General features: G+C 71.0%; 24 protein-coding genes and 1 riboswitch. Of the genes, 10 read left to right on the forward strand and 14 right to left on the reverse strand.

All coding sequences use genetic code 11. The annotated features are described in order from the left end of the window. Nucleotides 1-4: 4 nt before the first annotated feature. Entirely contained in the window at nucleotides 5-1,519 is a 1,515-nt protein-coding gene (locus BC793_RS30935; protein ID WP_146246503.1) for a COG1361 family protein, read from the reverse strand. A gap of 76 nt (nucleotides 1,520-1,595) precedes the next feature. Then, nucleotides 1,596-2,447 (reverse strand): menaquinone biosynthetic enzyme MqnA/MqnD family protein, encoded by an 852-nt coding sequence (locus BC793_RS30940; protein WP_109598944.1) that lies wholly within the window; start codon nucleotides 2,445-2,447, stop codon nucleotides 1,596-1,598. Between the two features lie 262 nt (nucleotides 2,448-2,709). Between BC793_RS30940 and BC793_RS30945 the strand changes: the two genes are divergently transcribed. Beyond that, nucleotides 2,710-4,719: a HelD family protein gene (locus BC793_RS30945; protein ID WP_109598946.1), complete on the forward strand. Its 2,010-nt coding sequence runs from the start codon at nucleotides 2,710-2,712 to the stop codon at nucleotides 4,717-4,719. Next, nucleotides 4,719-5,585 carry an LLM class flavin-dependent oxidoreductase gene (locus BC793_RS30950; RefSeq protein ID WP_109598948.1) on the forward strand — a complete coding sequence of 289 codons (867 nt, stop codon included), beginning with the start codon at nucleotides 4,719-4,721 and terminating at the stop codon, nucleotides 5,583-5,585. Before BC793_RS30945 ends, BC793_RS30950 begins: the two co-directional genes overlap by 1 nt. On the opposite strand, the gene BC793_RS30955 is transcribed toward BC793_RS30950, so the two are convergent. Then, entirely contained in the window at nucleotides 5,566-7,113 is a 1,548-nt protein-coding gene (locus BC793_RS30955; protein WP_109598950.1) for a DarP family protein, read from the reverse strand. The two genes, BC793_RS30950 and BC793_RS30955, sit on opposite strands and share 20 nt — an antisense overlap. A 395-nt stretch (nucleotides 7,114-7,508) precedes the next feature. Next, nucleotides 7,509-7,937, reverse strand: coding sequence for a GNAT family N-acetyltransferase (locus tag BC793_RS30960; protein ID WP_109598952.1), 429 nt, complete (start codon nucleotides 7,935-7,937; stop codon nucleotides 7,509-7,511). A gap of 62 nt (nucleotides 7,938-7,999) precedes the next feature. Here BC793_RS30960 and BC793_RS30965 point away from each other — a divergent pair, with 62 nt between their 5' ends. Genes BC793_RS30965 through BC793_RS30985 form a run of 5 tightly spaced genes read left to right on the forward strand, consistent with a single transcriptional unit; the run spans nucleotide 8,000 to nucleotide 11,662 of the window. After that, nucleotides 8,000-8,632, forward strand: a complete 633-nt coding sequence (locus BC793_RS30965; RefSeq protein ID WP_109598955.1) for a transporter — start codon at nucleotides 8,000-8,002, stop codon at nucleotides 8,630-8,632. After that, complete coding sequence (locus BC793_RS30970) at nucleotides 8,629-9,195, forward strand: winged helix-turn-helix domain-containing protein (protein WP_109598957.1); 567 nt, start codon at nucleotides 8,629-8,631, stop codon at nucleotides 9,193-9,195. The genes BC793_RS30965 and BC793_RS30970 overlap by 4 nt, the downstream gene beginning before the upstream one ends. Nucleotides 9,196-9,233: 38 nt before the next feature. After that, complete coding sequence (locus BC793_RS30975; protein ID WP_109599111.1) at nucleotides 9,234-10,115, forward strand: ABC transporter ATP-binding protein; 882 nt, start codon at nucleotides 9,234-9,236, stop codon at nucleotides 10,113-10,115. Then, the gene (locus BC793_RS30980) at nucleotides 10,112-10,852 is read left to right on the forward strand and encodes an ABC transporter (protein ID WP_109598959.1); all 741 of its coding nucleotides are present in this window, start codon (nucleotides 10,112-10,114) and stop codon (nucleotides 10,850-10,852) included. The genes BC793_RS30975 and BC793_RS30980 overlap by 4 nt, the downstream gene beginning before the upstream one ends. Before the next feature lie 48 nt (nucleotides 10,853-10,900). Continuing rightward, nucleotides 10,901-11,662 (forward strand): VOC family protein, encoded by a 762-nt coding sequence (locus BC793_RS30985; RefSeq protein WP_109598961.1) that lies wholly within the window; start codon nucleotides 10,901-10,903, stop codon nucleotides 11,660-11,662. 77 nt (nucleotides 11,663-11,739) lie between these two features. Here BC793_RS30985 and fliQ read toward each other — a convergent pair whose 3' ends face one another. The 9 genes from fliQ to mqnE all read right to left on the reverse strand — a co-directional run bounded on the left by fliQ (nucleotide 11,740) and on the right by mqnE (nucleotide 18,157). Continuing rightward, nucleotides 11,740-12,009: a flagellar biosynthesis protein FliQ gene (gene fliQ / locus BC793_RS30990; RefSeq protein ID WP_109598963.1), complete on the reverse strand. Its 270-nt coding sequence runs from the start codon at nucleotides 12,007-12,009 to the stop codon at nucleotides 11,740-11,742. 130 nt (nucleotides 12,010-12,139) lie between these two features. Then, nucleotides 12,140-12,916 (reverse strand): ABC transporter ATP-binding protein, encoded by a 777-nt coding sequence (locus tag BC793_RS30995; RefSeq protein ID WP_109598965.1) that lies wholly within the window; start codon nucleotides 12,914-12,916, stop codon nucleotides 12,140-12,142. A gap of 28 nt (nucleotides 12,917-12,944) precedes the next feature. Beyond that, nucleotides 12,945-14,003, reverse strand: coding sequence for a FecCD family ABC transporter permease (locus BC793_RS31000; protein WP_239170383.1), 1,059 nt, complete (start codon nucleotides 14,001-14,003; stop codon nucleotides 12,945-12,947). After that, complete coding sequence (locus BC793_RS31005; protein ID WP_109598967.1) at nucleotides 14,000-14,926, reverse strand: ABC transporter substrate-binding protein; 927 nt, start codon at nucleotides 14,924-14,926, stop codon at nucleotides 14,000-14,002. The genes BC793_RS31000 and BC793_RS31005 overlap by 4 nt, the downstream gene beginning before the upstream one ends. Before the next feature lie 113 nt (nucleotides 14,927-15,039). Beyond that, nucleotides 15,040-15,098, reverse strand: a riboswitch (cobalamin riboswitch). A gap of 112 nt (nucleotides 15,099-15,210) precedes the next feature. Then, entirely contained in the window at nucleotides 15,211-15,846 is a 636-nt protein-coding gene (gene lepB / locus BC793_RS31010) for a signal peptidase I (RefSeq protein WP_109598969.1), read from the reverse strand. Next, entirely contained in the window at nucleotides 15,843-16,166 is a 324-nt protein-coding gene (locus BC793_RS31015; RefSeq protein WP_109598971.1) for a PadR family transcriptional regulator, read from the reverse strand. Before BC793_RS31015 ends, lepB begins: the two co-directional genes overlap by 4 nt. A 64-nt stretch (nucleotides 16,167-16,230) precedes the next feature. Next, nucleotides 16,231-16,548, reverse strand: a complete 318-nt coding sequence (locus BC793_RS31020; protein WP_109598973.1) for a DUF4229 domain-containing protein — start codon at nucleotides 16,546-16,548, stop codon at nucleotides 16,231-16,233. Nucleotides 16,549-16,560: 12 nt separating this feature from the next. Further along, nucleotides 16,561-16,968 (reverse strand): hypothetical protein, encoded by a 408-nt coding sequence (locus BC793_RS31025; protein WP_109598975.1) that lies wholly within the window; start codon nucleotides 16,966-16,968, stop codon nucleotides 16,561-16,563. A gap of 19 nt (nucleotides 16,969-16,987) precedes the next feature. Continuing rightward, nucleotides 16,988-18,157, reverse strand: coding sequence for an aminofutalosine synthase MqnE (gene mqnE, locus BC793_RS31030; RefSeq protein WP_109598977.1), 1,170 nt, complete (start codon nucleotides 18,155-18,157; stop codon nucleotides 16,988-16,990). Nucleotides 18,158-18,357: 200 nt separating this feature from the next. On the opposite strand from mqnE, the gene BC793_RS31035 reads away from it, so the two are divergent. Beyond that, nucleotides 18,358-19,980, forward strand: a complete 1,623-nt coding sequence (locus BC793_RS31035) for a C40 family peptidase (RefSeq protein WP_239170382.1) — start codon at nucleotides 18,358-18,360, stop codon at nucleotides 19,978-19,980. Nucleotides 19,981-20,080: 100 nt separating this feature from the next. Here the strand turns inward: BC793_RS31035 and BC793_RS49055 are convergent, their stop codons facing one another. After that, nucleotides 20,081-21,385 (reverse strand): hypothetical protein, encoded by a 1,305-nt coding sequence (locus BC793_RS49055; RefSeq protein ID WP_146246504.1) that lies wholly within the window; start codon nucleotides 21,383-21,385, stop codon nucleotides 20,081-20,083. A 904-nt stretch (nucleotides 21,386-22,289) separates the two neighbouring features. Between BC793_RS49055 and BC793_RS49060 the strand changes: the two genes are divergently transcribed. Next, nucleotides 22,290-22,799: a hypothetical protein gene (locus BC793_RS49060; protein WP_146246505.1), complete on the forward strand. Its 510-nt coding sequence runs from the start codon at nucleotides 22,290-22,292 to the stop codon at nucleotides 22,797-22,799. Nucleotides 22,800-23,078: 279 nt separating this feature from the next. Then, a complete protein-coding gene (locus BC793_RS31045; protein WP_373871261.1) occupies nucleotides 23,079-25,001 on the forward strand; it encodes a DEAD/DEAH box helicase in 1,923 nt (640 codons plus the stop codon). Nucleotides 25,002-25,179 lie beyond the last annotated feature (178 nt).

Genomic DNA, 25,179 nt, shown 5'->3' on the forward strand with positions numbered 1-25,179 from the left:
GGAGCTACTCGGCGACCGTGACGATCCTGCGGCGGCGGGCCAGCCGGAAGGCGATCAGGCCCACCGCCAGCAGGGCGGCGCCCCCACCGGCGAGCAGGCCGGCCGGGGCGCCGGTGATCGGCAGGCCGCCGCCCGCACCGCCGGCGGTCGACTCGACCGTCAGGGCCGCCCTGTCGTTGCCGCTCTTCGTGTCCTGCACACTGCCGTCGATCCGCACGGATCCGGCCCGGTAACCCGTGCCCTCCTGGATCTCGGCGGTCAGGGCGAACAGGTGGCGGCCGTTGTCGGGCACGCTGTCCAGGACGATGCAGACCAGGTCGGTCACCCCGGACAGATCCGCCGACTCGTCGATGTCGTCGAGCGAGGTGCCCGGCAGGCACCGTCGGTCGGCCTCGGTCAGCACGACCCCGGTGGGCAGCTTGACGTGCGCGTACTGCACCGAGGTCAGCGACAGCGGGATGGTCGCGGACGGGCCGAGGTTGTGCACGCCGACCTGCACCGTGGCGGTGTCGCCGACGGCACCCTTGAAGACGCCGCCGACCGCCGTGCCGTCGGCGAGGGTCCGGGGCACGGACACCGCGAACTCGGCGAAGTTGTCGTTTTCGTTGAGGTCCTCGGCGGCCTCCGGTTCCTTGGCCGACAGACTCGCGACGCCCTCCAGCTTCAGTTCCCTGCCGGCCGCGCCGGCGGTCCGTTTCGCGAAGTCGAACACGTACCCGTCGGTGAGACCGACCGCCGCCACGAAGACCGGGTAGTCGAACGGCCCGGCCGCACCGGCCGGGACCCGCACCCGCAGGGGCGTGCTCTCCGGCAGCGTGAAGACACCGCCGGCGACCAGCGGGTCGTTGAAGACGCAGACGAAACCGCCGATCTCCGCGTCCTGCTCGCAGTTGCGGTAGTCCAGCGCCGGGTCGACCCCGAGCGGAGCCATCACCACCAGGCCGAGCGCCGGGACGTCCCGGTTGCCGCTGTTGCGGATCGCGACCGGCACGTCGGCCGAACCACCCGGGCGCAGCTCCAGGTCGGCGATGTCGTCGACCTCCAGGTCGGCACCACCCTTGTCGGTACCCACCACGGTGACCGACGCCTGGTCACTGGGCTGCCCCCCGATCGACGTGGCCAGCGCGACGGTCCGGGCCGGATCCGCCGCCCCCGCCGCGGCCGGCTTCACCGTAAACCGCACGCTGCGGCGCTGCCCCGGCTTCAGGTCACCGATGTCACAGACGTTCGCGGCACAGCCCGCCGGCGCGGTGAATCCCAGGTCCGCGCTGATCGGCCTCGCGTCGCTGCCGAACGTGAGCCGTACGTCCTCGACCGCCCCGTCACCGACGTTGTAGACGTCGACCTTGACCGTCTTCGTCTGGCCGTTGACGACGGTCACCGTCTCCGGGGTGAGAATGCCGACGTAGGCGAACTCCCCCGGCCCTTCGGCAGCCCGCGCGGGCAGGGCAAGGCTGCCGACGGCCAGTACGGAGACCGCCCCGACCAGGGCATAACGGGCGCGCAACAGCATCGTCACCGACTTCGGTTCCCGAGCCGGCCCGAGGTGTTCGGCCGGCGAGTCCGCGGATCCTAAAGCCGCCGGTCACCCGAGATCAAACGTCGGCGAATTCCGGGCCGTCCGCGGGCAGGGCCGGCACCTCACCACGATTGGCCGCGCGCCGGGCGAACTCCCGCACCCCGGCGATCTGCCGCTCCCCCAGCGAGAAGTCGAGCGCCCGGAAATAGTTGGCAAGCGTCGCCGCGTCGAACGGCTCCCACCGGGCCGCCGACTCCGCCACCGCGTCCAGCTCGCCCAGGCACAGGTCACGGGACCGCTGGAAGGCGTCGTGGACACCCTTGACCAGCCCCGGATGCGCAGCCGCGAAATCCCTGCGCACCGCCCAGACCGCGAAGACCATGGGCAGGCCGGTCCACTCCTTCCACGCCTCGGCCAGATCGATCACCAGCAGGCCGTTGCCGGGCGCCTCATACATCGCCCGCAGCGCCGGGTCGCCGATCAGCACACCGGCGTCAGCCTCCATGAGCATCTGGGACAGGTCGGGTGGGCAGCGGAAATACTCGGGCTCCGCGCCATACCTCTCGGAGAGCAGCATCTGCGCCAACATGACACCGGTCCGCGACGTGGAACCCAGCGCCACCGGCCGCCCGTCCAGCTCGGCCGGCGGGCGGGTGGAGATCAGGTTGACCGACAGCACCGGGCCGTCGCTGCCGACCGCCAGATCGGGCAGCAGAAGCAGCTCGTCGGCATGCCGCAGATACTCGACCAGGGTGATCGGCCCGATGTCGAGATCACCGGCGACGAGGCCGGCACTGAGCCGCTCCGGCGTGTCCTTGTGCAGATCGACGTCGAGCAGAGCGCCGGAACGCATCAGCCCCCAGTAGATGGGCAGGCAGTTGAGGAACTGGATATGCCCGACCCGGGGCCGACGGACGCTGTCGCTCATGCTGCGACGTTATCCCCGATCTCGTCCCGCATGCTGGTCGCCGGGGCCGCGCGTGGCTGAAATCGCACCAGCGGCAGGCAGGCGAGGGCGGCCACCAACCGGTCGTCCCCGAAATCGGTGGACAGCGGCGGTCGTTCGCGTACCGTTTAGGGCCGCTTGACGGCCGGGGTGAGCATGCACCGCACCGGACGTCCCCGCGCCGAGGGCGGCCACCCGTCCTTTCGGATACGCGAGCAGCTCGTTCAACCTTCGAGGACGACCTGTGACAGCCACTGACCAGCTCGACACCGAACTCGCCGCCGAACGTACCCATCTCACCGAGTCCCGGGCCGCGTTACGCCGGATGCGGGATCGGGCCCAGGCACTCTTCTCCACCGGCGACAAGGTCGCCGGTGACTCCTACACCGCCGAGCAGCTCGGCCGGCACATGGCCCGCCGGGTCAAGGAACTGGCCGACGACCCGGACACCCCGCTGTTCTTCGGCAAGCTGGCGATCGAGGCCGAACGGTTCCACATCGGGCGCCGGCACGTCACCGACGACGCCGGGGAGCCGATGGTGCTGGACTGGCGTGCGCCGCTGTCGCGGTCGTTCTACCGGGCCAGCGTGCGCGACCCGCAGGGGGTGGCGACACGCCGCCGGTTCGGGTTCGTCAAAGGCGAGCTGACCAGCTTCGAGGACGAGCATCTGGACCGCGGGGAGGAACTGGGCACCACCAGTCGCATCCTGACCGCCGAGATCGAGCGGCCGCGCGTCGGGCCGATGCGCGACATCGTCGCGACGATCCAGCCGGAGCAGGACGAGCTGGTCCGGGCCGACCTGGCCGACTCGATCTGCGTGCAGGGCGCGCCGGGCACCGGTAAGACGGCGGTCGGTCTGCACCGGGCCGCCTACCTGCTCTATCTGCACCGGGAGCGGCTACGCAAGTCGAAGGTGCTGATCGTCGGCCCGAACACGGCGTTCCTCTCCTACATCTCGGCGGTGCTGCCGACTCTCGGCGAGGTCGAGGTGCTCCAGTCCACGCTGGACGAGCTGGTCGGCCGGGCGCCGGTCAAGGCAGGCGATTCGGCCACCGCCACGGCTCTCAAACATGATGTACGGATGGCAGAGGCGCTCCACCGCACTCTGTGGAACCGGATCACCGCGCCCACCGTCCCGATCATGGTTTCGGACGGTTCCTACCGCTGGCGGATCGATGTCGAGCCGCTCCGGCGGATCGTCGACGAGGCACGCCGCGAGGGCCTGCCGTACGCGGTGGGCCGCGAGCGCGTCCGGGCCCGGGTGGTGGGCCTGCTCCAACGCCAGTCGGAGTACCGGACCGGGAACTCCCCGAACGAGCCGTGGCTGCGCAGAATGAGCAGAATCGCGCCGGTGACGGAGTTCCTGGACGCGGCCTGGCCGGCGGTGACCCCGGAGTCGCTGGTGGTGGCGCTGCTGACCGAGCCGGAACTGGCCGGTGACGTGTTCACCGAGCAGGAGCGGGAGGCGATCCGCTGGGTGAAACCGCCGAAGACGGTGAAGTCGGCGCGGTTCAGTGCGGCCGACCTGGTACTGCTCGACGAGGCGGCGGGACTGCTGGAGCGGGAGATCAGTTTCGGGCACGTCGTGGTGGATGAGGCGCAGGACCTGTCCCCCATGCAGGCTCGTGCCATCGCCCGGCGCAGCGAGCACGGGTCGATCACGCTGCTCGGTGACCTGGCGCAGGGCACCGCCCCGTGGGCCACGACCGACTGGCGGGACATCCTGCGTCATCTCGGCAAACCGGACGCCTCGGTGGTGCCGCTGACGGTCGGGTTCCGCGTACCGGAGGCTGTTGTGACCCTGGCCAACCGCCTGCTGCCGGCGCTCGGGGTGAACGTGCCGGAGGCGGTGTCGTTGCGCCGTGACGGTGAGCTCAGCGTCATCGGCGTGCCGGAGGCCGCCGACCTGGACGCGCGGACGATGGCCGAGGTGACCGCCGCGTGCGCGCACGAGGGTTCGGTGGCGGTGATCGCGGCGGACACCGCGGTCGAGCGGCTCCGGGCCCGTCTCGACGCCGCCGGCATCGAGCACGCGACGCCCGACGACGTCGACAACCCGGCGCGGGTCCTGGTGGTGCCGGCCACGATCGTCAAGGGCCTGGAGTACGACCACGTCATCGTGCACGAGCCCGCCGACATCGTGGCCGCCGAGCCTAAGGGCCTGAACCGCCTCTACGTGGTGCTCACCCGGGCGGTCACCCGCCTTTCGGTATTGCACTCGAAGCCGCTGCCGGAGGCGCTTACTCTCGCGTGATGTCGCGAATCGGAGTGATGTTCGACTGTAACCGCGCCCCCGAGGAGCTCCCGGAGTTCGCGGCCGCCCTCGAGGCGGCCGGCGCCGACGACCTGTGGGTGGTGGAGGACCTCGGCTGGAACGGTGGCGTCAGTGCCGCCGCGCTGGCCCTGGCCGCCACCACCCGGCTGCGGGTCGGCCTCGGGATCGCCCCGGCGCCGTTCCGCAACCCGGCGGTGTACGCCATGGAGATCGCCACGCTGGCCCGGATCCACCCCGGCCGCATCGTGGCCGGAATCGGTCACGGCGTGGGCGACTGGATGCGCCGGATCGGCAATGCGCCGAAGTCGCCGCTGTCGCTGCTGGAGGAGAGCATCGTGGCGATCCGCGGCCTGCTCAACGGCGAGACGGTGAACCTGGACGGCCGCGAGGTGCATCTGGAGAACATCAAGCTGGTGCACCCGCCCGAGGTGGTGCCGCCGATCGTCACCGGCGTGGTCCGGCCGCGGTCGCTGGAACTGTCCGGCCGGGTCGCCGACGGCACGATCCTGGTCGAGGGCCTTCAGCCGGCACAGATCCAGGACGCCATCGGGCACATCCGCCGCGGCGGGGCGAGCGACGAACACGAGATCATCTCCTTCGCGTTCCTGCACGTCGAGGACGATCCGGAGCGGGCCACGGCGATCCGCGGGACGGCGCTCACCGGTCAGGCCGGCTTCCTGGGCGTACCGGTCGACGAGGTGTTCGCCCTGATCGGCCCGGCGTCGGACGTGCCCGCCGGCGTCCGGACTCTCACCGACGGCGGCGCGGACACGGTGGTCCTGCGGCCGTTCGGCGACGACCATCTGGGCCAGGCGGTGGCCGCGCTCAAGGCACTGGGCCGATAATCCATTCCATTTCGGACAACGGCAACGACGGGTTGGTGGCGGCCGCCGTCACCACCCGCCCGTCGGCGTCACCGAGGAGCGCGACGATCCGGTTCACCGGCAGCGACGGGTGGGCGGCGGCGATCAACCGGGCCCGGCCGTCGGTGAGGCAGAGTTCGAGGGCGCCGGCCGGCGCGTCCGTACGGGTGACGATCTCCCGGAACACCCGCTGCGCCGGCGGCACGTGCCGGGCCAGGTCGAGGAGCAGCGCCGGCGAGGCGTCGGGGTTGGCGGCGACCCGCGCGAGCACCTGCACGCCGTGGCCGGACACCATGGTCCGCAGCAGATCCTCGGTGATGCCGGGATGCGGTGCGACCGCCTTGGCGACCTTGGCGTCCTGGTCCGCGGCCAGCCGGTCCCGGATCTCCGGCGGCAGATCCCGGCGTTCGGCCGCCGGCATCCGCAGCTGTGGGTCGGGGCTCCCGGCCAGCTGCCGGATCTCGTCCGGCGTCGCCGCGGCAATCCGCGGGAGGAGGTCGCCTCCGGTCGTACGGGTGAGCAGGTCGAGGGGGACGTTCGGGTTGCGGATCACGCGTCGCCGCACCTCCCGGTTCTCGTCCGCGGCCAGCCGGCGCAGCACGTCCTCCGGCACGGCCGGGTTCTCGGCCAGGTCGGCGCGCACTCCCGGATTCGGGTCGTCGGCGAGACGCACGGCCGCCTCGACGGGCAGATCGGGCCGGGCGGCGAGCGGCCGGCGCACGTACGCCGACGCGTGTCCGACCAGCTCAGCGGCCACCACAACCGGGGTCGCCAAGTTATCCACAGCCCGAGCCAGCAGGCTGTGGATAACCGATTCGTGGGTGCCGTCGCGGGCCGCTCCGGGTGGCAGCTCGCAGTCTCGCCGCGGGCACCCGGAGTCGTGCACGAACGGAATCGGCTCCCGCACACAGACGTCGCACGTCTCCGGGAGCGGGGCATCCTCCCCACGCCGGTCGGCCCCGACCAGCCCGGCCAGGACCGTGACGAGCCCGGCCAGGACCTCCGGTGGCGCGGCCGGATTTCCGGCGACCCCGGCTCGGACCTCGGCGTGCGGGTGCCCGGCCAGCCGGGTCAGCAGGTGGCGGTCGGCGGTGAAGATCGCCAGCTCGGCGACGACACGCGGATCCGGGTCCTCGGCGAGCCGGGCGCTCACCGCCGTCGGCAGGCCGGGGCAGGCCGCCAGCCGTTCCCGCTGCTTCGGGTCCGGGTCCCCGGCGAGCAGTTCCGCCCACTCGGCGCGGCCACGCCCCTGGTCGAGCAGGGCGAGGGCCGCCTCCGGCCACCGGACCGGGTCGACGTCCGCGGGATCGAGACGTCCCGCCCAGGCCAGCCCGAGAAGCGCCGACTCGGACCGGTGCACCAGCGCCCGAATCTGGTCGCGGTCCAGATCGGGCCGTTGCGCCAGTTCGTCGGCCAGATCATCGTCAGCCTGAGCGATCAGCCGGTCGACCAGTGTGGACGGCAGCGCCGGGTTGTGGGCCAGACCGCGCAGCAGTTCACGAGCCCCCATAACGATCGATCTTAAGACCGTCCAGCTGGCCCCCACCGCTGCCTCACGCCCGGCGAGACAACGCCAAGGCCCAGCCAGCCCCTTCGGGCTGGCCCCCACCGCTGCCTCACGAGTCGCGAGACGACGGTGAGAACCAGCCACCCCCTTCGGGCTGGGCCCCACCGCTGTCTCACGGGCCGCGAGACGACGGTGAGAACCAGCCAGCCCCTTCGGGCTGGGCCCCCACCGCTGCCTCACGCACCGCGAGACGACGCTGAGAACCAGCCAGCCCCTTCCGGCTGGGCCCCACCGCTGTCTTAGGAGTCGCGAGACGACGGTGAGAACCAGCCAGGCCTTTCGGGCTGGCTCCCACCGCTGTCTCACAACCCATGAGACAGCGGTGGGAGCCAGCCGGGTTAGCGCGGTAGGGGCTTCACCCAGCGGGACCAGTCGGGCTGGCGGCGGTAACCGTGGGCGGCCCAGATGCCGTGGGCGGCCGGGTTCTCGTCGAGGACCATGGCGTCCACGCGGGTGCCGCCGAACGACCGGAACCGCTCCTCGGCCGCCGCGATCAGCAGCCCGCCGATGCCCTCCCGACGACGCCACGGTGCGACCGCCAGCCGGTAGAGGTGGCATCGCCAGCCGTCCCAGCCCGCGATGATCGTTCCGACGATCTCGGCCCCGTCGACGGCCAGGATCAGCGCTTCCGGGTCGCGGCGGAACATCGCAGCCACCGCATCGGAGGTGTCCGGCGGCCGGCTCTCGTTCTCGGCTGCGAGCTGCCAGAACCCCAGCACCGCCGGAAGCTCCTCAAGGGACGCCGCCCGCAAGATCAATGCACCCATGCCGACACCCTAGTCAACTTTGTGGCACAAAGTTCTTTGACTTTGCGTTGTAAAGTCGAGCCATGACATCGACGGACGACGAATCGACCTTCGAGGATCCCGGTGAGGCTCTTCGCCTGATCGAGCGGGAGCGGGTCAACACCATCCGCCACGTCACCCCGGATCCCCGGCTCATGTATTGGCCGTGGGGCGTCACGTGGCTGATCAGTTTCGGCCTGTCGTTCCTGCGGTTCGGGCCCGACGGCAAGACCCTCGTGGACATGCCGGAGTGGCTGCCGCTGATCACCCTGACCGGCCTGCTGATCACCGCGGGCGTCTTCACCGGCATCGTCGGTGCCCGCGCGAGCCGGCACATCTCCGGGCCGTCGAGCCGGCAGGGCGCGGCATACGGCATCTCCTGGTCGGCCGGTTTCACGAGTCTGGCGGTCATCTTCGGCCGGGTCGGCGAGCAGTTGCCGGACGAGATGCTCGGTCTGCTCTGGGGCGGCGGCATGGTGGCCCTGGTCGGCGTGCTCTACATGGCCGGCAGCGCGATCTGGGACGCGCGCGACATGTTCGTGCTGGGCGCCTGGATCAGCGTGGTCAACGTGATCGGCGTCCTGTGGGGGCCGGGCTGGCACGCTCTCGTGGTGGCGGTCGCGGGCGGCGGCGGCCTACTGGTCGCCGGCCTGATCGGCTGGATGCACCGCCGATGACAAGGCCCGACAACGATGCACCGTCGACGGCCAGCCCCCACAACAACGCACCGCCGGCAACCAGCCCCGACAACGACACACCGTCGACAACCAGCCCCGACAACGACACACCGTCGACGACCAACCCTGACAACGACGCGTTGTCGGCGACCAGCCCCGACAACAATGCACAGTCGGGGGCCGGTCCCGGCGACGACCCGCGGTCGACCGGCGGCCCCACCGGTGATCCGGCGCCGGCGGCCGGGCCCAACGGCGCCCTGCCGGATCTGGATCCGGTGATCCACGCGCAGGCGCGACTGCGGGTGGTGGTCGCCCTGTCCCAGTTGCCCGGTGGCGACCGGATCACGTTCCCCCGGCTGCAGGAGATCCTGCGGATGACCGCCGGCAACCTCTCCGTGCACCTCCGCAAGCTCGAGGAGGCCGGGTATGTCGAGGTCACCAAGACCCACCGCGGCCGCACCCCGGCCACGCTCGTGCACCTGACTCAGCGCGGACGGTTCGCCTTCGAGGAGTACGTCACCGCCCTGCGCACCCTGATCGATCCGGGAGAGGACCAGTCATGACCGAGCGGACGGCGGAAGTCGCGGCCGGAAAGTCCACCATGATCCACGCCCGTGCGGAGGGTGTCACCAAGAGTTTCGGGTCGACGCTCGCGCTCGACCGGGTCGATCTGGAGGTCCGGGCCGGCGAGCTGGTCGGCCTGCTGGGCCCGAACGGGGCCGGCAAGAGCACTCTGGTCAGTCTCTTCACCGGTGGCCGCCGGCCGACCGCGGGCCGGGTGGAGCTGTGCGGCGGGGATCCGCGGGATCCGCGCAACCGGCGCACGCTGGGCGCCACACCGCAGGAGACGGGTCTGCCCGCCTCGCTTCGCGTCGGCGAGGTCGTCGATTTTGTACGCGCACACTTCCCGAATCCCCTGCCGAAGGCCGAGCTGCTGGACCGGTTCGGCCTGAACGACCTGGTTCGGCGGCAGACCGGTGGTCTCTCCGGTGGGCAGAAGCGCCGTCTCGCGGTGGCTCTCGCGTTCGCCGGCCGGCCGGAGATCGTCTTCCTCGACGAGCCGACGACGGGTCTCGACGTGGAGGCGCGACGGGATCTGTGGGAGGCGGTGCGGTCGTTCCACGCCGACGGCGGGACGGTGGTGCTGACCAGCCACTACCTGGAGGAGATCGAGGCACTGGCGGAGCGGGTGGTGGTGATCGCCGAGGGGCGGGTGCTGGCCGACGACAGTGTCGCGGCGGTGCGCGGGCTGATCAAGGTGAGCCGGGTCAGCCTTACTTCACCCGTACCCCTGACTGGTTTTGACCTTGAAGGGCTGATGGCCGTGGAGCAGACGGGTGATCGCATGCATCTCCTGACGCCCGACGCGGATCGCATGGTTCGCGAGCTGGTCAAGCGGAACGTGCCGTTCCGCGACTTGGAGGTCCGGCCCACCTCACTGGAAGAGGCATTTCTCGTGCTGACCGGAAAGGATCAGAAGTGACGAGCCTTGTCCTGACCCACGCCAAGTTCCAGACCCTCGAACTCTTCCGCATTCCGATCGCGGTGGTGGGCAGCGCGTTCTGGCCGGCCGCGTCGATGCTGGCGTTCGTGGTGCCGTTCGCCGGCGACGATCCGGTCGGGGCCACCTACGCGACCGCCTCGATGATCACCTTCGCGATCATGAACACCAACCTCTTCCAGTACGGGATCGGCGTCTCGGAGGATCGCGCGCAGCCGTGGGATCCGTTCGTGCGGACCCTGGCCGCCGGCGCGACGCCCCGGTTCCTCGGCCGGATCCTGACCGGCCTGCTGATGATGGTCGTCTCGCTGGCTCCGGTGGTGCTGATCGCCGCGCTGTTCACCGAGGCCACCCTGAGCCCGCTCGCCTTCTTGGCCGCCGTCCCGGTGTGCGCCGCGATCGCGGTCCCGTTCATCCTGATGGGCCTCTCCATCGGCTACGCGCTGCCGCAGAAGGCCGCGCTGGTGGTGGCGCAGATCCTGTTCCTGCCGCTGGCGTTCGGCGGTGGGCTGCTCACTCCGCCGGGCGGCGCACCCGGGTTCATCGAGGATCTCGCCCCGTTCCTGCCGACCGGCGGCGCGGTCCGCCTGATGTGGACGACGGTCACCGACTTTCCGTTCGATCCCACGGCGACTCTGGCCCTGGCCGGATGGACCGTTCTGTTCGGGGCGCTGGCCGTCTGGGCGCATCGTCGTGACGAGGGTCGCCGATTCGGCTAGCCGACAGTTCGATCCGGTGGGCGGCATGGAAATGCGACGATCCGCAGCATGACCGTACCGTCACCGGGCGCGCCCAACTGGGTCGACCTGGCCACCTCCGACCTCGATGACGCGATCCGGTTCTATACGGAGTTGTTCGGTTGGACCGCCCAGATCTCCGGCGACGAGTTCGGCGGATACACCACGTTCCTGCTGAACGGCCTGCCGGTCGCCGGAGCCGGGCCGCTTCTGGGGCAGGAGCAGCCGACCGCCTGGAGCAGCTACATCGCGGCCGCCGACGCCGACGTGGTGGCCGCCCGGGTGGAGGCCGCGCAGGGCAAGGTGCTGGTGCCGCCGTTCGACGTGATGGATCAGGGGCGGATGGCGGCGTTCCTGGACCCGGCCGGGGCGCCGTTCAGCGTCTGGGAGCCGGGGACGATGCGCGGGGCCGAGGTCTTCGACGTCCCGGGTGCCCTCACCTGGAACGAGTTGAACACCCGGGACCTGGAGGGCGCGATGGCGTTCTACGGCTCGGTGTTCGGCTGGACGTTCCGGGAGGCGCATGTCAGCGGCCTGCCCTACGTGATCTGCGACCGGGAGCGCGCACCGGTCGCCGGTATGCAGCTGATGGTGGGCAGCGGGTTCCCGGACGATCTGCCGCCGCACTGGCTGGTCTACTTCGCGGTCGGCAACTGTGATGCCGCCGCCGAGCACGCGCACCACCTGGGCGGCCGGATCGTGCATCCGCCGACGACCATCTCGGTCGGGCGATATGCGATCCTCACCGACCCACAGGGCGGAACGTTCGCCATCCTCAACAATCGGCGATGACAGCCGTCGAACGCGAAAAGGCCGCCCGGACGGGCGGCCTTTTTCGGGTGGAACGTCAGCCGGACACGGGTGGAACGTCAGCCGAGCATCGCCGGCAGCTTCTCGAACAGCTCGTTCGTGAAGGTCATCATCTCGCGGAGCATCCAGTTGCCGGTGAGCAGCAGCGCCGCGCCGATCGCCACCGCCTTCGGCACGAAGGAGAGCGTGGCCTCCTGGATCTGGGTGACCGACTGGAACAGGGAGATGGCGAAGCCGACCGCGAGGGCGGTGAGCAGGACCGGCGCCGCCATCTTCGCGGCGACGGTCATGGCCTGCAGGGCGATCTCAACTACCAGCGCGTCGGTCATGCCCCTCAGTTCGGGCGGATCCCGGACCCGCGGAGTGCAGACCGGTCGCCACTCGGTTGCCGTTCGGTTCGCGCCCCCGGAATGCTCAAGTGCGCCCGCCCGCTGCCGCACCGGGGACCACTGTGGTCACTTATGGTCCGGTGCGGACGGCGACGACGAGCGGACCGTGATCCCCGGGGATGATCCGGACCTTCACCCGGTAATGCTCGGCCAGATTCGCCTCGGTGAGCACGGCCGAGGGCGTACCGGCGGCGACGACGCGGCCGGCCGACAACAGGACGATCCGGTCGGCGTACTCCCCGGCGGTCGAAAGGTCGTGCATGGTGGCGAGGACGGTCAGACCGCGCTCCGCCCGCAACCGGTCGACCAACTCCAGGACCTCCTGCTGGTGCCCGATGTCGAGAGCACTGGTCGGCTCGTCGAGCAGCAGGATGCCGGCGCCCTGCGCCAGCGCGCGAGCCAGGAAGACCCGCTGCTTCTCACCGCCGGAGAGCGTGTCCAGGCGGCGTCCGGCGAACGGCACGAGGTCCAGCGCGACGAGAGCCTCGTCGGCCGCCGCCAGATCCGCGGCGCTTTCGCGACCCAGAGGCGGGATGTACGGGGTACGCCCCAGCAGCACATAGTCGAACACGCGCATACCGGGCGGCACCACCGGCGCCTGAAGAACCATGGCCACCGCTTTGGCCCGTTCCCGCCGGTGCATCCCGGCGACCACCCGTCCGTGCCACCGGATCGTCCCGCCGAACGGCAGCAGTCCGCCGATCGCCCGCAGTGCCGTCGACTTCCCGGCTCCGTTCGGCCCGATCACCGTCACCCACTCGCCCTCGGCGACGTCCAGGTCCACACCGTCGACGATGAGTGTCCCGTCCAGGCGCACGGTCAGCTTCTCGACCTCGATCGCACTCATGCCGCGCCGCCCGATTCGTCCGCGGTGCTCATTCCGGGGCCGTCCGGCTCGTGCGCAGCACCAGGACGAAGAACGGCGCGCCCAGGAACGCCGTGACCACGCCGATCGGGATCTCCGCGTCGCCGCCGGCGGTGCGGGCCAGCAGGTCGGTGAGCGCCAGGAACGCCGCCCCGAACAGCACCGACAGCGGCAGCAGCGCCCGGTTCCCCGGCCCGGCCAGCAGGCGCAGCGTGTGCGGCACGATGATCCCGACGAAACCGATCAGCCCGGACACACTGACCGCGGCGGCGGTGCCCAGCGACGCCGCCACGATCAGCAGGTACCGGCTGCGCTGCGGATGCAGGCCCAGACTCTTCGCCTCGGCGTCGCCGACGGTCAGGACGTCCAGCTCCCGGCGCTGGGACAGGACGATCGCGCAGGTCACCACCGCGTACGGAAGGACCACGAGCACGTCGTGCCAGCCGGCCGTGGACAGCCGCCCGAGCATCCAGGAGAAGACGTCCCGCACCGACTCCAGATGCCGCTGCAACAGGTAGGTCTGTGCCGCCGACAGGAAGGCCGAGACGGCGACCCCGGCCAGAATCAGCGTGGCCGGCGAGCGGTCCCGTCCGCCGGCCGCGCCGAGCAGCCAGGTCAGGGCCACCGCGCCGACCGCACCGGCGAACGCGGCGGCCGGCACCCCGATCGGCAGGCCGGTCAGGCCGCCCTCGGATCCCGACGCCCCGAGAACGATCACCGCGGTCACCCCGAGCCCGGCACCGGACGCCACCCCCAGCAGGTGCGGGTCGGCCAGTGGATTGCGGAACGCGCCCTGGTAGGCGGCGCCGGCCAGCGCCAGCAGGGCACCGACCAGCAGGCCGAGGACCACGCGCGGCAACCTCAGCTGGGTCAGGATGGCGACCTCACGTTCGGACAGGCCGCTGGTCAGCCGTACCCCCGGAAGGAGGTTGAGCATCTCCACCGCGACGCCGCCGGGCGGCAGCGGGACCGAGCCGAACGCAAGGCCGAGGATCGTCGCGATCAGCACCGCGACAACGCCCGCCGCCAGCCACGCCGGGCGCAGCCCGGCAGGCCGGCGCACGGTCACGCGGGAACCTTGGCCACCGCGTCGGCGACCGCTTCGACCAGTTCGACGGTACGGGGTCCCCAGCGCGACGCGATGTCGTCGTCGAGGGCGTAGATCTGTCCCTTCGTGACCGCGGTCATCGAGGACCAGCCGGCCCGCGCCCGTACCGTCTCCGGGGTCTGCTGGCAGCACTTGGTGTCGGCCAGGAAGATCGTGTCCGGGTTCGCCTTGACCAGCGACTCCTGGGACAGCTTCGGGTAACCGCCGAGCTTGCCGTCCGGGTCGGCGGCGTCGGCCACGTTGGTCATGCCGAACCGGTCGAAGATCGAACCGATGAAGGTCTTGGATGTCGCCGAGTAGAGGTCCGGGCTCAGCTCGTAGTAGTAGGAGAGCGGCCTGCTCCGGGCCGGGACCGATTTGACGATCGTGTCGATCTCGGCCGCCATCTTCGTGTTCAGTGCCGTCGCCTCGTCACGGTGGCCGGTGAGCGTGCCCAGCTCGGTGATCTCGGTGAAGGTGCCGTCGAGCGTGGCCGCCGCCGGCGACACGAGGACCGGGATGGCGAGCTTGCCGAGCTGCGCCACGATGCCGTCGGCGTCGCCGTACACCACCACGAGGTCCGGGTCCTTGGCCACGATCGCCTCGACGTTCGGCTTGAAGCCGGAGAGATCGGTCTTCGGCGCCTCGGCCGGGTAGGTGGACTGGTCGTCGACCGCGATGACCTGGGGCCCGGCGCCGATCGCGAAGAGCATCTCGGTGGCCGTCGGGCTCAGCGAGACGATCTTCTCCGGGCGCGCCGTCAGGGTCACCGTGCCGACCGTGACGGGGTACGCCGCGGCGGCGCTGGAGGCAGCCGGGGTGACGGTGGGTGCGGGTTCGCCACTCCCGCAACCCGCGAGGAGCAGTGCGGAGGCCGCGGTGGCGGCAGTGATCAGGCGTTTCATGGGTCCTCCTGTCGGCCGGGCGTGTGGTGCTTCGCCGACAGGGGCCGCCGTTGGCCGCCGCCCGCGAGGCGCCCCTCCCCGAGAGCGCTGAATCGCGACCGACACCCAGGCGACCTGGCTAGACCTCCGAAGAGGGATCACAGTTGCGGGACAGCGCCGGTTTCTCACCGGCTTCGCTGCGGTGCGGTCCCTGAAACGCTAACCCACGGCGTGCCGGGAACCGCCATCGGTGCGAATCGTGTCCGCCCCGCCCGCAGTGTCCTTTTTCGGCCAGGCCCGTCGTCTCAGCCCAACAGGACGACGCGGCCGGTGACCGTTTCCGCCGACACGAAGCCGGAGAACCGCGAATCGTTCGCCACGTCCCGGCTGTCACCGAGCGTGTAGAGCGTCCCGTCCGGTACCGTGACCGGCTCACAGTCGGTCACCATGCCCGACCGCAGATAGGGCTCGTCGACGGCCTCGTCGTTGCGAAACAACCGCCCGGCCCGGCAGTCGAGGCGGTCGCCGGCGAACCCGAGGACCCGGCGCTCGGTCTCCTGCTCCGGATGGTCGGGCAGCGGATGGATGACGACGTCCCCGTAATCCAGACCGGTCAGCCGAAAACCGACCTTGTCGACGAGATGGCTGCTCGCGACGGTCATCGTCGGTTCCATGCTGCCGCTCGGCACGTACTTGACGGTGACCAGGAACGGGGCTGCCAGCAGCACGGCCAGCCCGGCGATCGCGATCCGGTAGGCGGTGGGGCGGTGGGCATACCTCTCGGCGATCACCACGCGCAGGCCGCCCGCCGCCCACCGCAGCGCCGCCGCGGTCCCGGCCGTCTGGTCGAACTCGGCCAGGACCGCCTCACCCCACGGGCCTCCCCGTTCTCGGCGGCCCCGCACGGCGACCGTCAGCACCCGGTGGGCGAGTCTCTTCATGCCGGCCTCACGATCTTGACCGCGGTGGGGCGGCGGTCCGCCTTCGCCACCGCTTCGGACAGGCGCACCTTGGCCAGGGCCACCCCGTCACCGGTGAGCCGGTAGGTGTGCCGCGGCGGGCGGCCGGGCTGGTCGGACGGCTCCCAGACGGCCTCCAGGAGCGATTGCTCGGTGAGGCGCATCAGGATCGGATAGAGCGTCCCGGACGCCAGGCCGGTCTCCCGGCTCAGGTCATATCCGTAACGCCAGGTCGTCGGGTCCTTCATCAGCGCCTCGAAAAGCCGCAGGGTCTGCGGCGAGGTATGCGGTGTCCTCGGCATGGCCGAAACTCTACATATATCGACTTACGCGTTGTCAAGAGCCCGGCGTCGATGGACGCCGGGATCAGGCGCCGGTGCGCTTCGCGTGCTCCACGATGTCGGCGGCGGTGACCCGGTCGCCCTCGGCGGCCGCCACCTCGTCACCGGCCAGCGCCGAACGCAGCCGCTCCTTCTCCGCCGCACGACGGGCGGCGATCTCACCGAGCTGCTCCGCCGACTGGTCCCGCCAGCCACGCAGCAGGATCAGCGACAGGCCGGACGCGGCGACGAGGGCCACCATCGCCTTGACCAGGATGTTCAGCGGGGTCGTCGGGATCAGCACCGCGAAGACGACCAGAAACAGGCCGAGGCGGCCGAGCGCGTACTTGACGGCGGGCTTCATGCGTTATCTCCCTCAGCCCGACCGGTGACCGAGCCACCGGAGGCCGTAGAACCAGACCAGGCAATACACGACCGTACCGGTCACCGCGCCGGCGCCGCCGCTGACCAAGGGCGGAGCGACCTCGGCCACCAGACCGGCCACCGTCATACCGGTCGCCACCCCGAACCCGGCGGCCAATGCACCCACCATGATCCGGTTCGGGCCGAAGCCCTCGCCCCGGAACTCCTCGACGAACAGCCAGACGGGGAGAATGATCACGAGCCATCCGTTGGACCCGCCGAACTCGCCGAGGCCGGTCAGCGCCATCACCGTCTCGAAGACCAGCAGGACCGCGGTGCCGACAGCCAGCCCGGCGAACGCGGAGCCCAGCAGGTCACCGATCGTGATCAGCCGGCCGCCGGCGTCTTTCTGCTGGGTCATCGGCACATCATCCCCCCGCTCAGGCCCAGATCTTCTGGGGCTCACTGCGGCGCTCGGCCAGCGACGGGGCCGAGTCGTACTCCCGCACCACCTGATAACGAGTGTCCCGCTCCACCGGCTGGAAACCGGCGTCCCAGATCAGGTGCAGAAGATCGTCACGATGCATGGTGTTCGGCGTGCCGTACGAGTCGGCGTCGTGGGTGATCTTGTACTCCACCACCGAGCCGTCCAGGTCGTCGGCGCCGAAGTTCAGGGAGAGCTGGGCCACCGACAGGCCGTGCATCACCCAGAAACACTTGACGTGCGGCACGTTGTCGAACAGCAGGCGGGACACCGCGAACGTCTTCAGCGACTCGGCCGGCGCCGCCATCGTGGTGCGCTCCTGGATCCGGTTACGGACCTTGCCGTCCTGTGAGTCGTGGAAGTCGTGCTGATAGCGCAGCGGGATGAAGACCGCGAAACCGCCGGTCTCGTCCTGGAGCTCACGCAGCCGCAGCACGTGGTCGACCCGGTGCCGCGGCTCCTCGATGTGGCCGTACAGCATGGTCGCGGGGGTCTTCATGCCCTTCTCGTGCGCCAGCCGGTGGATGCGGGACCAGTCCTCCCAGTGGCAGGCGTGGTCGACGATGTGCTGCCGGACCTCCCAGTCGAAGATCTCGGCCCCGCCGCCGGTCAGCGACTCCAGCCCGGCGTCCATCAGCTCGTCGAGGATCTCGCTCGCCGACAGGCCGCTGATCTTCTCGAACCACTGCACCTCGGTCGCGGTGAAGCACTTGAGCTTCACGTTGGGCAGCGCCGCCTTCAGCTCCCGCAGCACCTTGGGGTAATACCGCCAGGGCAGGCTCGGGTGCAGGCCGTTGACGATGTGCAACTCGGTGAGGTGCTCGTCCTCCATCTCCTTGGCCTTGGCGACGGCCTCGTCGATGCGCATCGTGTAGGCGTCCTTCTCCCCCGGTTTGCGCTGAAAGGAGCAGTACGCGCAGCTGGCGGAGCAGACGTTCGTCAGGTTGAGATGGCGGTTGACGTTGAACATCACCCGGTCACCGTTCATCACGGTCCGCCGGTGATGTGCCAGTCGGCCGAGCCAGGCCAGGTCGTCACTCGCGTAGAGCGCGACACCGTCCTCACGGGACAGACGCTCACCCGCGTAGACCTTTGCTTCCAGCTCCCGCTTCAACCCCGCATCCATGTGCACGAGGGTACGTCGCGCCCCACCGACGACCTGCGGCACCGCTCATCTGAAAAATTCTCAGCGTGCTTTCACCTTCATTCGATCGACACCGGTACGGCCCTTGCGGTATGAACCTTTAGGGACGACAAGCGACGGTCGTAACCGTCGCGGACGGGGAGCTCATGGCCAAGGCAGTGCGGCGAGGCACAACGCATCGCATGCGTTTCGTGCTACCTCGTCTGCGCCCGTTCGTCTGTTCGGCAGCCGTGGCCGCCGCGATCGCAGCACTGTTGCAGCCGATCCCGGCGATGGCCGACCCGGCCACCGCCCCGGGGACAGCCACCTCCGTGCCCGACGCCGGCTCCCAGCCGGTCGCTGTCGGCAACCTCGTCCTGCCCGGCGCACCGGCCACCACGCCCGCCCCGACCACGCCGTCGCTGATCACCCCCGGCGTCCCCGCGAGCCCCATCCTCCAGAAGGTGGAGAAGGGCCGCGCCGAGATCGCCACCCTCGGTGACCAGCTGATCCGCGTCGGCCAGGACCGTGACCTCGCCCAGACGCAGCTCACCGCCGCGACGGCCCGCGTCACCGAGACCCAGCAGGCGCTGGTCCAGGCCCGCACCCTGGCCGAGGATTCCGCGGCCGCCGCCATGCACCAGGCAGCCGCCATGCCGCCCGGCGCGCTCGACTCCAACTGGGCCGAGCTCGACGCGCTGTCCCGCATGCAGCGGGGTGACGCCACGTCGTCCTACGAAGCCGCCGCGCGCCGCCTGATCGCCGCCGAGGAGGCAGCCCGGGCCGCGTCCACCGACCAGGTCACCACCAACACCCGGTATGCGGCGCTCGCCGCCCAGTGGACCCAGCTCAACGCCAACCTCACCAAGAAGCAGGCCGCCCAGACCAAGCTGGAGAATGACAACCGCGCCGAGATCAGCGCCGCCGAGAGCCGGGCGAGCGCAGCCGACCAGCAGCTCGGCCAGGAGTATCTCTCCGGCGCCGACGCCGGCCGCGGCGCCGACCCGCGGGCCGTCCAGGCCCTCCAGTTCGCGCTCGCCCAGCGCGGCGACCCGTATGTGTGGTCCGAGGAGGGCCCGGATCAGTACGACTGCTCCGGCCTGATGTGGGCGGCCTACCGCTCGGTCGGCTTCCAGCTCAACCGGGTGTCCCGCGACCAGTATTACCAGACCCGCGAGCGGCAGGTCTCCCGCTACTCGCTGCTCCCCGGCGATCTGCTCTTCTTCAGCTCCTCCAGCAGCTGGACGGGCATTCACCACGTCGCCATGTATGCGGGTGAGGGCATGATGGTCGAGGCCCCGCGTAGCGGCCTCAACGTGCGGCTCGCGCCGGTCCGCTGGACCCGCCTCTTCGCCGCCACCCGGATCTACGGCTCGATCGAGGGCGAGACCGAGACGCCCGACCTCGGCAACCCCGACCCGGACGAGCCGGTCACCCCCACCAAGTCGCCCACCCCCGGCACGAGCGCCACCTCCAAGCCGCCGGCCAGCCCCAGCCCCAGCTCGTCGACCAAGCCCGGCACCGGCGGCTCGCCGAAGCCCAGCACCTCGTCGTCCTCGCCGCCCACGTCGACGTCACCCTCGACCTCGACCTCACCGTCGTCCTCTCCCACGCCGTCGACGAGCACGACACCGTCGGTGCTGCCCACTCCGACGAAGCAGGAGTCCTCACCGACCCCCACGACGAACACCCCGAGTTCGTCCGTCGGAAGCAGCACGGGATCGGCGGCGGTGACCGCCTCACAGGCCGCCACGTCCGGCTCGGCATCATCGTCGGAATCGGCGTCGAGGTCCGCCTCGTCCAGCGCCGGTTCCGGTGACGACTAATCCGGTAAGCAGGCAGAGAGGGCCCGGCACAACGGCCCGAAACGACCAGTCGGCCATCGGACCGTCATAGCCGGGCGAGTGACGCTGACGCCGGGTGTGTTCACACCGGCTGATGTGGCACGGTTATGGTCAGCGCCCGACGTCCGAGACATCGTCGGCAGCGGTGGTCTGGAGGACCCATGGACGAGCAGCAGGCGACCAAGGACGGCGAGATCGGAACGCTGTCCGCCGCCCGGCCGCCCGCGAACGACACCGAGGAGTACGCTCCTCCGCCGCCGCCCGCACCGGGCGCGTTGTGGGCCTCTCCGGCCGGTGATCCGAAGCCTGCCTCTACGCCGCGGCCGTCTCCGCCTCCGGGCCCGGAAACCACCGACTCCGCCGCTCCGGCATCTGCGGGCACGTCCCCCGTCTCGGACTCCGCGCCCGCCGACGCTTCCGGGTCCGCAGCCAACTCGGTTGTTGACTCCGCCGCTCCGGCATCCGCAGCCCCGTCCACCGTCTCGGACTCCGCGCCCGCCGACGCTCCGGTATCCGCGGCGCCCTCGGTCGCTGACTCCGCCGCTCCGGGATCCGCTGCGCCTGATTCCTTGGACTCCGTGAGCCCGTCCGCACCCTCGACGGCTGCTCCGGATTCCGCGGGCGACGACTCCACCGCACCAGCTACGGGTTCGGCGTCCACGCCCACAGCCATTCCGGACTCCGCAGAACTGTCCGCCGCTTCCGTGGCTGCTCCGGGTTCCGCGTTCTCCGCAGACGGCGACTCCGCCGACGCTGCTCCCGGCGCTCGGGATTCCGCTTCGACCGCAGCAGCTCCGGCTGCAGATGCCGCTACGGCTACGGCTGCCCCCGGCTCTGATCCCGTCGCGTCCGTTTCCGCCATCCCGAACTCCGCTGCCTCGGACTCCCCTGCGTCCGCAGCCGTTCCGGTGGCCGCGGCTCCGGCGGTGACGGTATCCGCGGCGGTTCCGGTGTCCACACCGCCGGCGTCTCGGGTCAGCGCCTCCGCCCAGGTTTCGGCCGCCCCTGTTATCGGGGCACCCGTTTCGGCAGCCCCAACCGCCAGCGCGCCCGGATCGGCAGCCTCGACCTCTGTCGCTTCCGGGTCGGAAACCTCGGCCTCCGCCGCGCCCGGATCCGCGACCCCGACCTCCGCAACGCCCGGAACCGCAAAGCCGACCTCCGCAACGCCCGGGACTGCAAAGCCGACCTCCGCCGCGCCCGGAACCGTGACCCCGGCCTCCGCCGCGCCCGTCGCCCGGGCATCTGCGTCCGTCGCGCCGACGTCCGTCGCACCTGCCTCCAACGGGCCCGCGACGGCATCACCCGCGCCCAAGTCCGCCACCGCATCACCCGCATCCAGCACGCCCGCTTTCGGCAGCAACTCCGGCTCGCCGTCGGCGGCCAAGTCGTCGGCGCGGCCGGTCTCGGCGGTGCCGGGGTCCGGTGCCGCCCGGGTCTCCGTGCCGGGGGTGGTTCACCCGACCGCCGACGAGGTGCCCGCCTCAGCCCGTGCGGCGGCCCAGCCGACGGTCTACGGATCGACTCCGCGACCAACCGGCTCGGCGTCGGTCGCCGATGCGAAGAGCACAGCCGGACCCGCGAGCGCCGACGTCGAAGACTCAGCTGCCGTGCGACACCAGGCCAAAGCCGGCGAAACGGTTGATTCCCAGCTTGCGGCTCCGAAATCGGCAGATGCGAAGGCCGCGGACCTCAAGCCGAAAGACCCGCCGGCGTCACACGAGCCCAAGCCGGCCGAGTCGGGCTCGACCGAGCCGAAGCCGACCGAGCCGAAGCTGACCGAACCTAAGCCCACCGAGCCGAAGACCGTCGAGCCGCAGAAGGAATCGGACCCGAAGGACCCGGCCGACCCCTCGCCGGCCAAGCCGCAGCCGGTGCCGGCACCCCCGAAACCGGCCGAGCCGGAACCGGACAAACCGCCGACACCGTTGCCGACGCCCACGCCGGCCCCGAAGCCGACCCCACCGGCGCCCAAGCCCGGCCCGGTCCCCCCGGTGCCGACACCCACGCCGAGCCCGGTGCCACCGGGCCCGACCCCGCCGACACCCGTGCCCCCGGGCCCGATTCCGCCCAAGCCGGTACCGCCGAGCCCGATCCCACCGGCTCCCGGCCCAGGCCCGGGTCCCAGCCCGATCCCGCCCGGCCCAGGCCCTAGCCCGATCCCGCCAGGCCCCGGACCCAGCCCCGTCCCGCCAGGGCCCGGACCCAGCCCCGTCCCGCCGGGTCCCGGACCCAGCCCGATCCCGCCCGGCCCAGGACCGGTACCGCCCGGCCCGGTTCCTCCGGCTCCGATGATCGGTAACGGTCTGCCCAGCTACACCCTGCCGCCCACCGCCGCCTCGGCAGGCCTGCCACCGGCTCCGCCGAGCGTCCCCCGGGGGACGTCGTACCGGGGCTTCCCGTCGTCGCCGGAGAACATCGAGATGACACAGCCGGTCTCTGCCGTGACACCGCAGCCCGCCCAGTACGGCAATCCTCCGACCACCCCGATCAGCCCGGTCGCCGGCGGTGTGCCGCAGCAGCGGGGTCAGGGTCAGGGCACGGTGTACAGCACCGGCGGCTATCCGGCGATCGACATGACGATGCCGGTCTCCGATCCGGTGGAGAACTCGGGTTCGCTGACCGGCCACATCCTGGCTCAGGGGTGGCACGACGCGCCGGTGGACCAGCGCCGCAGCAACCTGAAAGTGGTCATCGCCATGCTCGCCGTGCTCGGCCTGCTGGTGACGGTGAGCCTTGTGTTCGTGTTCACAGCCGGTGACGCGTTCACGGATTTCGTGGGAAATCTGACCGGAAAATGACCAACTGACGCAGGTCCGACAGTGTGCGTGGCCCGGTCGTTTTGGCGCTTGGGCCGCCAGCACTTAAGCTGGAGCGGTTGCGCTTCAGGGTGAGCATGCCCACTACCCGGCCGGAATGCGGGCGGCGGTTCAGACGTTCACCCGTACACTGATGGTAGTTATTGACGCGGCGTGCCCACCCGGTGCACGCCACGGGCGTTCTTGCGGGCATTTCAGCGGGCGGTCTCCAGTGACCGCGGCGGGCCATTCGCGAGCATGCGCCCCCGTAGAGAGGTTCTCTTGACCACTTTCGCTGATCCCAGCACGTTCCCGTCCGTCTTCGACAACAGCACCGAGAGCGAGACCCCGGCCACCCCTGAGGCCGCCGAGATCGCCGAGACCACCCCGGAGGCCGTCGAGGCCACCGAGGCCGCCCCGGAGACCGTCGAGGTCGCTCCGGAGGCTGTGGAGGCCGAGGAGGCCCCCACCATGACTTTCGCCGACCTTGGCCTGCCGGTCGAGATCGTGCGTGTTCTGACCCGTGAGGGCATCACCACCCCGTTCGAGATCCAGGCCGCGACCGTGCCGGACGCGCTGGCCGGCCGGGATGTCCTGGGCCGTGGCCAGACCGGCTCGGGCAAGACCCTGGCGTTCGGTCTGCCGGTGCTGACCCGCGTCGCGAAGAGCGGCCGGGCCCGCCCGCACTACCCGAAGGCCCTGATCCTGGTCCCGACCCGGGAGCTGGCGATGCAGGTCGCCGACTCGCTGATGCCGGTGGGCCGGTCGGTCGGCGTGTTCCTGAAGACCGCGGTCGGCGGGGTCCCGTACGACCGTCAGATGGACGCGCTGCGCCGCGGCGTCGAGGTGATCGTCGCCACGCCGGGCCGGCTCGCCGACCTGATCGAGCGGGGCGCCTGCAAGCTCGACGACATCGAAGTGACCGTTCTGGACGAGGCCGACCAGATGGCTGACATGGGCTTCCTGCCCGAGGTCACCGATCTGCTGGCGAAGACTCCGGAGCACGCGCAGCGTCTGCTCTTCTCGGCGACTCTCGACGGTGACGTCGACGCGCTGGTCAAGCGGTTCATGCACGACCCGGTCACGCACTCGACCGCCCCGGCCGAGGCCAGCGTGTCCACCATGGAGCACCACCTGCTGCTGATCCCGCCGGCCGACAAGTTCCCGATCACCTCGTGGATCGCGAACCGGACCGGTAAGACCATCGTCTTCGCCCGCACCCAGATGGGCGTGGACCGGCTGGTCGAGCAGCTCGCGGCGGTCGGTGTCCGGGCCGGTGCCCTGCACGGTGGCAAGACCCAGCGGGTCCGTACCCGTACGCTTGCCGAGTTCAAGGAAGGCCGGGCGAACGTCCTGGTCGCGACGGACGTGGCGGCCCGTGGCATCCACGTCGACGGCATCTCGCTGGTCGTGCACGTGGACCCGCCGAAGGACCCGAAGGACTACCTGCACCGGGCCGGCCGCACCGCCCGGGCCGGCGAGTCCGGCGCGGTCGTCACGCTGGTTCTGCCGAAGCAGCGCCGCACCACCCAGGCGATGATGTCGAAGGCCGGGGTCAATCCCGCCGAGACCCGCGTCCGTGTGGGCGACGACAAGCTGGCTGAGATCACCGGTGCCCGTGAGCCCAGCGGCATCCCGGTGGTCGAGGAGCCGGAGCCCCGTCGTGAGCGTTCCGGTGGTTCGCGTGGCCGCTTCGGCGACCGTCCCCGCGGCGACCGCCCGCAGCGCTCCTACGGCGACCGCCCGCAGCGTTCGTTCGGCGACCGCAACGAGCGGACCTTCGGGGACCGCCCGCAGCGTTCCTACGGCGACCGGCCGGCCGCCGGCGGCGACCGTTCGTTCGGTGACCGGCCCCGCTCGGACCGCCCGGTCGGTGACCGTGACCGTAGCTTCGGCGACCGCCCGGCCGGCGGCGACCGTAGCTTCGGCGACCGGCAGCGTTCGGACCGGCCCTACGGCGACCGTCCGTCGGGTGACCGTCCGCAGCGTTCTTTCGGTGACCGTCCGCAGCGTTCGTTCGGTGACCGCCCGGCCGCCGACCGTCCGCAGCGCACGTTCGGCGACCGCCCGGCTGGTGACCGTTTCGGTGACCGTCCGGCGGCTGCCCGTCGCGAGGGTCCCCGCACCGACAGCCACCGCGGTGACCGCCGCGAGGGCCCGGGCGGCGGCCGTTTCGGCACCCCTCGCCCGGCTCGCAGCTACTGATCAACCACTCCGAAGCCCCGGTCGCGTTCTTGCGACCGGGGCTTCGGCCTTTTCCGAGGGAATGAGCCGCCCCCCGGGGAGAATGCGCGGTGACCGACCGCCTCCGCCCGGGAGGCGCGCTGGTGGGCGGAAGTGTCGCCTGCGTCGCGGGGTGGTCAGGGTGCCTTCAGTACGGCGT

Source organism: Actinoplanes xinjiangensis (genome assembly GCF_003148685.1).
In the GTDB taxonomy this organism is placed as follows: domain Bacteria; phylum Actinomycetota; class Actinomycetes; order Mycobacteriales; family Micromonosporaceae; genus Actinoplanes; species Actinoplanes xinjiangensis.

What these genes read in the sequence shown, in the direction of transcription:
- lepB (WP_109598969.1), bottom strand. Translation starts at nt 15,846, where the DNA reads ATGAAGAGACTCGCCCACCGGGTGCTGACGGTCGCCGTGCGGGGCCGC.
- BC793_RS30940 (WP_109598944.1), bottom strand. Translation starts at nt 2,447, where the DNA reads ATGAGCGACAGCGTCCGTCGGCCCCGGGTCGGGCATATCCAGTTCCTC.
- BC793_RS49060 (WP_146246505.1), top strand. Translation starts at nt 22,290, where the DNA reads ATGATCGGTAACGGTCTGCCCAGCTACACCCTGCCGCCCACCGCCGCC.
- mqnE (WP_109598977.1), bottom strand. Translation starts at nt 18,157, where the DNA reads ATGGATGCGGGGTTGAAGCGGGAGCTGGAAGCAAAGGTCTACGCGGGT.
- BC793_RS30970 (WP_109598957.1), top strand. Translation starts at nt 8,629, where the DNA reads ATGACAAGGCCCGACAACGATGCACCGTCGACGGCCAGCCCCCACAAC.
- BC793_RS30975 (WP_109599111.1), top strand. Translation starts at nt 9,234, where the DNA reads ATGATCCACGCCCGTGCGGAGGGTGTCACCAAGAGTTTCGGGTCGACG.
- BC793_RS30960 (WP_109598952.1), bottom strand. Translation starts at nt 7,937, where the DNA reads ATGGGTGCATTGATCTTGCGGGCGGCGTCCCTTGAGGAGCTTCCGGCG.
- BC793_RS31020 (WP_109598973.1), bottom strand. Translation starts at nt 16,548, where the DNA reads ATGAAGCCCGCCGTCAAGTACGCGCTCGGCCGCCTCGGCCTGTTTCTG.
- BC793_RS30985 (WP_109598961.1), top strand. Translation starts at nt 10,901, where the DNA reads ATGACCGTACCGTCACCGGGCGCGCCCAACTGGGTCGACCTGGCCACC.
- BC793_RS31005 (WP_109598967.1), bottom strand. Translation starts at nt 14,926, where the DNA reads ATGAAACGCCTGATCACTGCCGCCACCGCGGCCTCCGCACTGCTCCTC.
- BC793_RS30995 (WP_109598965.1), bottom strand. Translation starts at nt 12,916, where the DNA reads ATGAGTGCGATCGAGGTCGAGAAGCTGACCGTGCGCCTGGACGGGACA.
- BC793_RS30950 (WP_109598948.1), top strand. Translation starts at nt 4,719, where the DNA reads ATGTCGCGAATCGGAGTGATGTTCGACTGTAACCGCGCCCCCGAGGAG.
- BC793_RS31025 (WP_109598975.1), bottom strand. Translation starts at nt 16,968, where the DNA reads ATGACCCAGCAGAAAGACGCCGGCGGCCGGCTGATCACGATCGGTGAC.
- BC793_RS31015 (WP_109598971.1), bottom strand. Translation starts at nt 16,166, where the DNA reads ATGCCGAGGACACCGCATACCTCGCCGCAGACCCTGCGGCTTTTCGAG.
- BC793_RS31035 (WP_239170382.1), top strand. Translation starts at nt 18,358, where the DNA reads ATGCGTTTCGTGCTACCTCGTCTGCGCCCGTTCGTCTGTTCGGCAGCC.
- BC793_RS30965 (WP_109598955.1), top strand. Translation starts at nt 8,000, where the DNA reads ATGACATCGACGGACGACGAATCGACCTTCGAGGATCCCGGTGAGGCT.
- BC793_RS30955 (WP_109598950.1), bottom strand. Translation starts at nt 7,113, where the DNA reads ATGGGGGCTCGTGAACTGCTGCGCGGTCTGGCCCACAACCCGGCGCTG.
- fliQ (WP_109598963.1), bottom strand. Translation starts at nt 12,009, where the DNA reads ATGACCGACGCGCTGGTAGTTGAGATCGCCCTGCAGGCCATGACCGTC.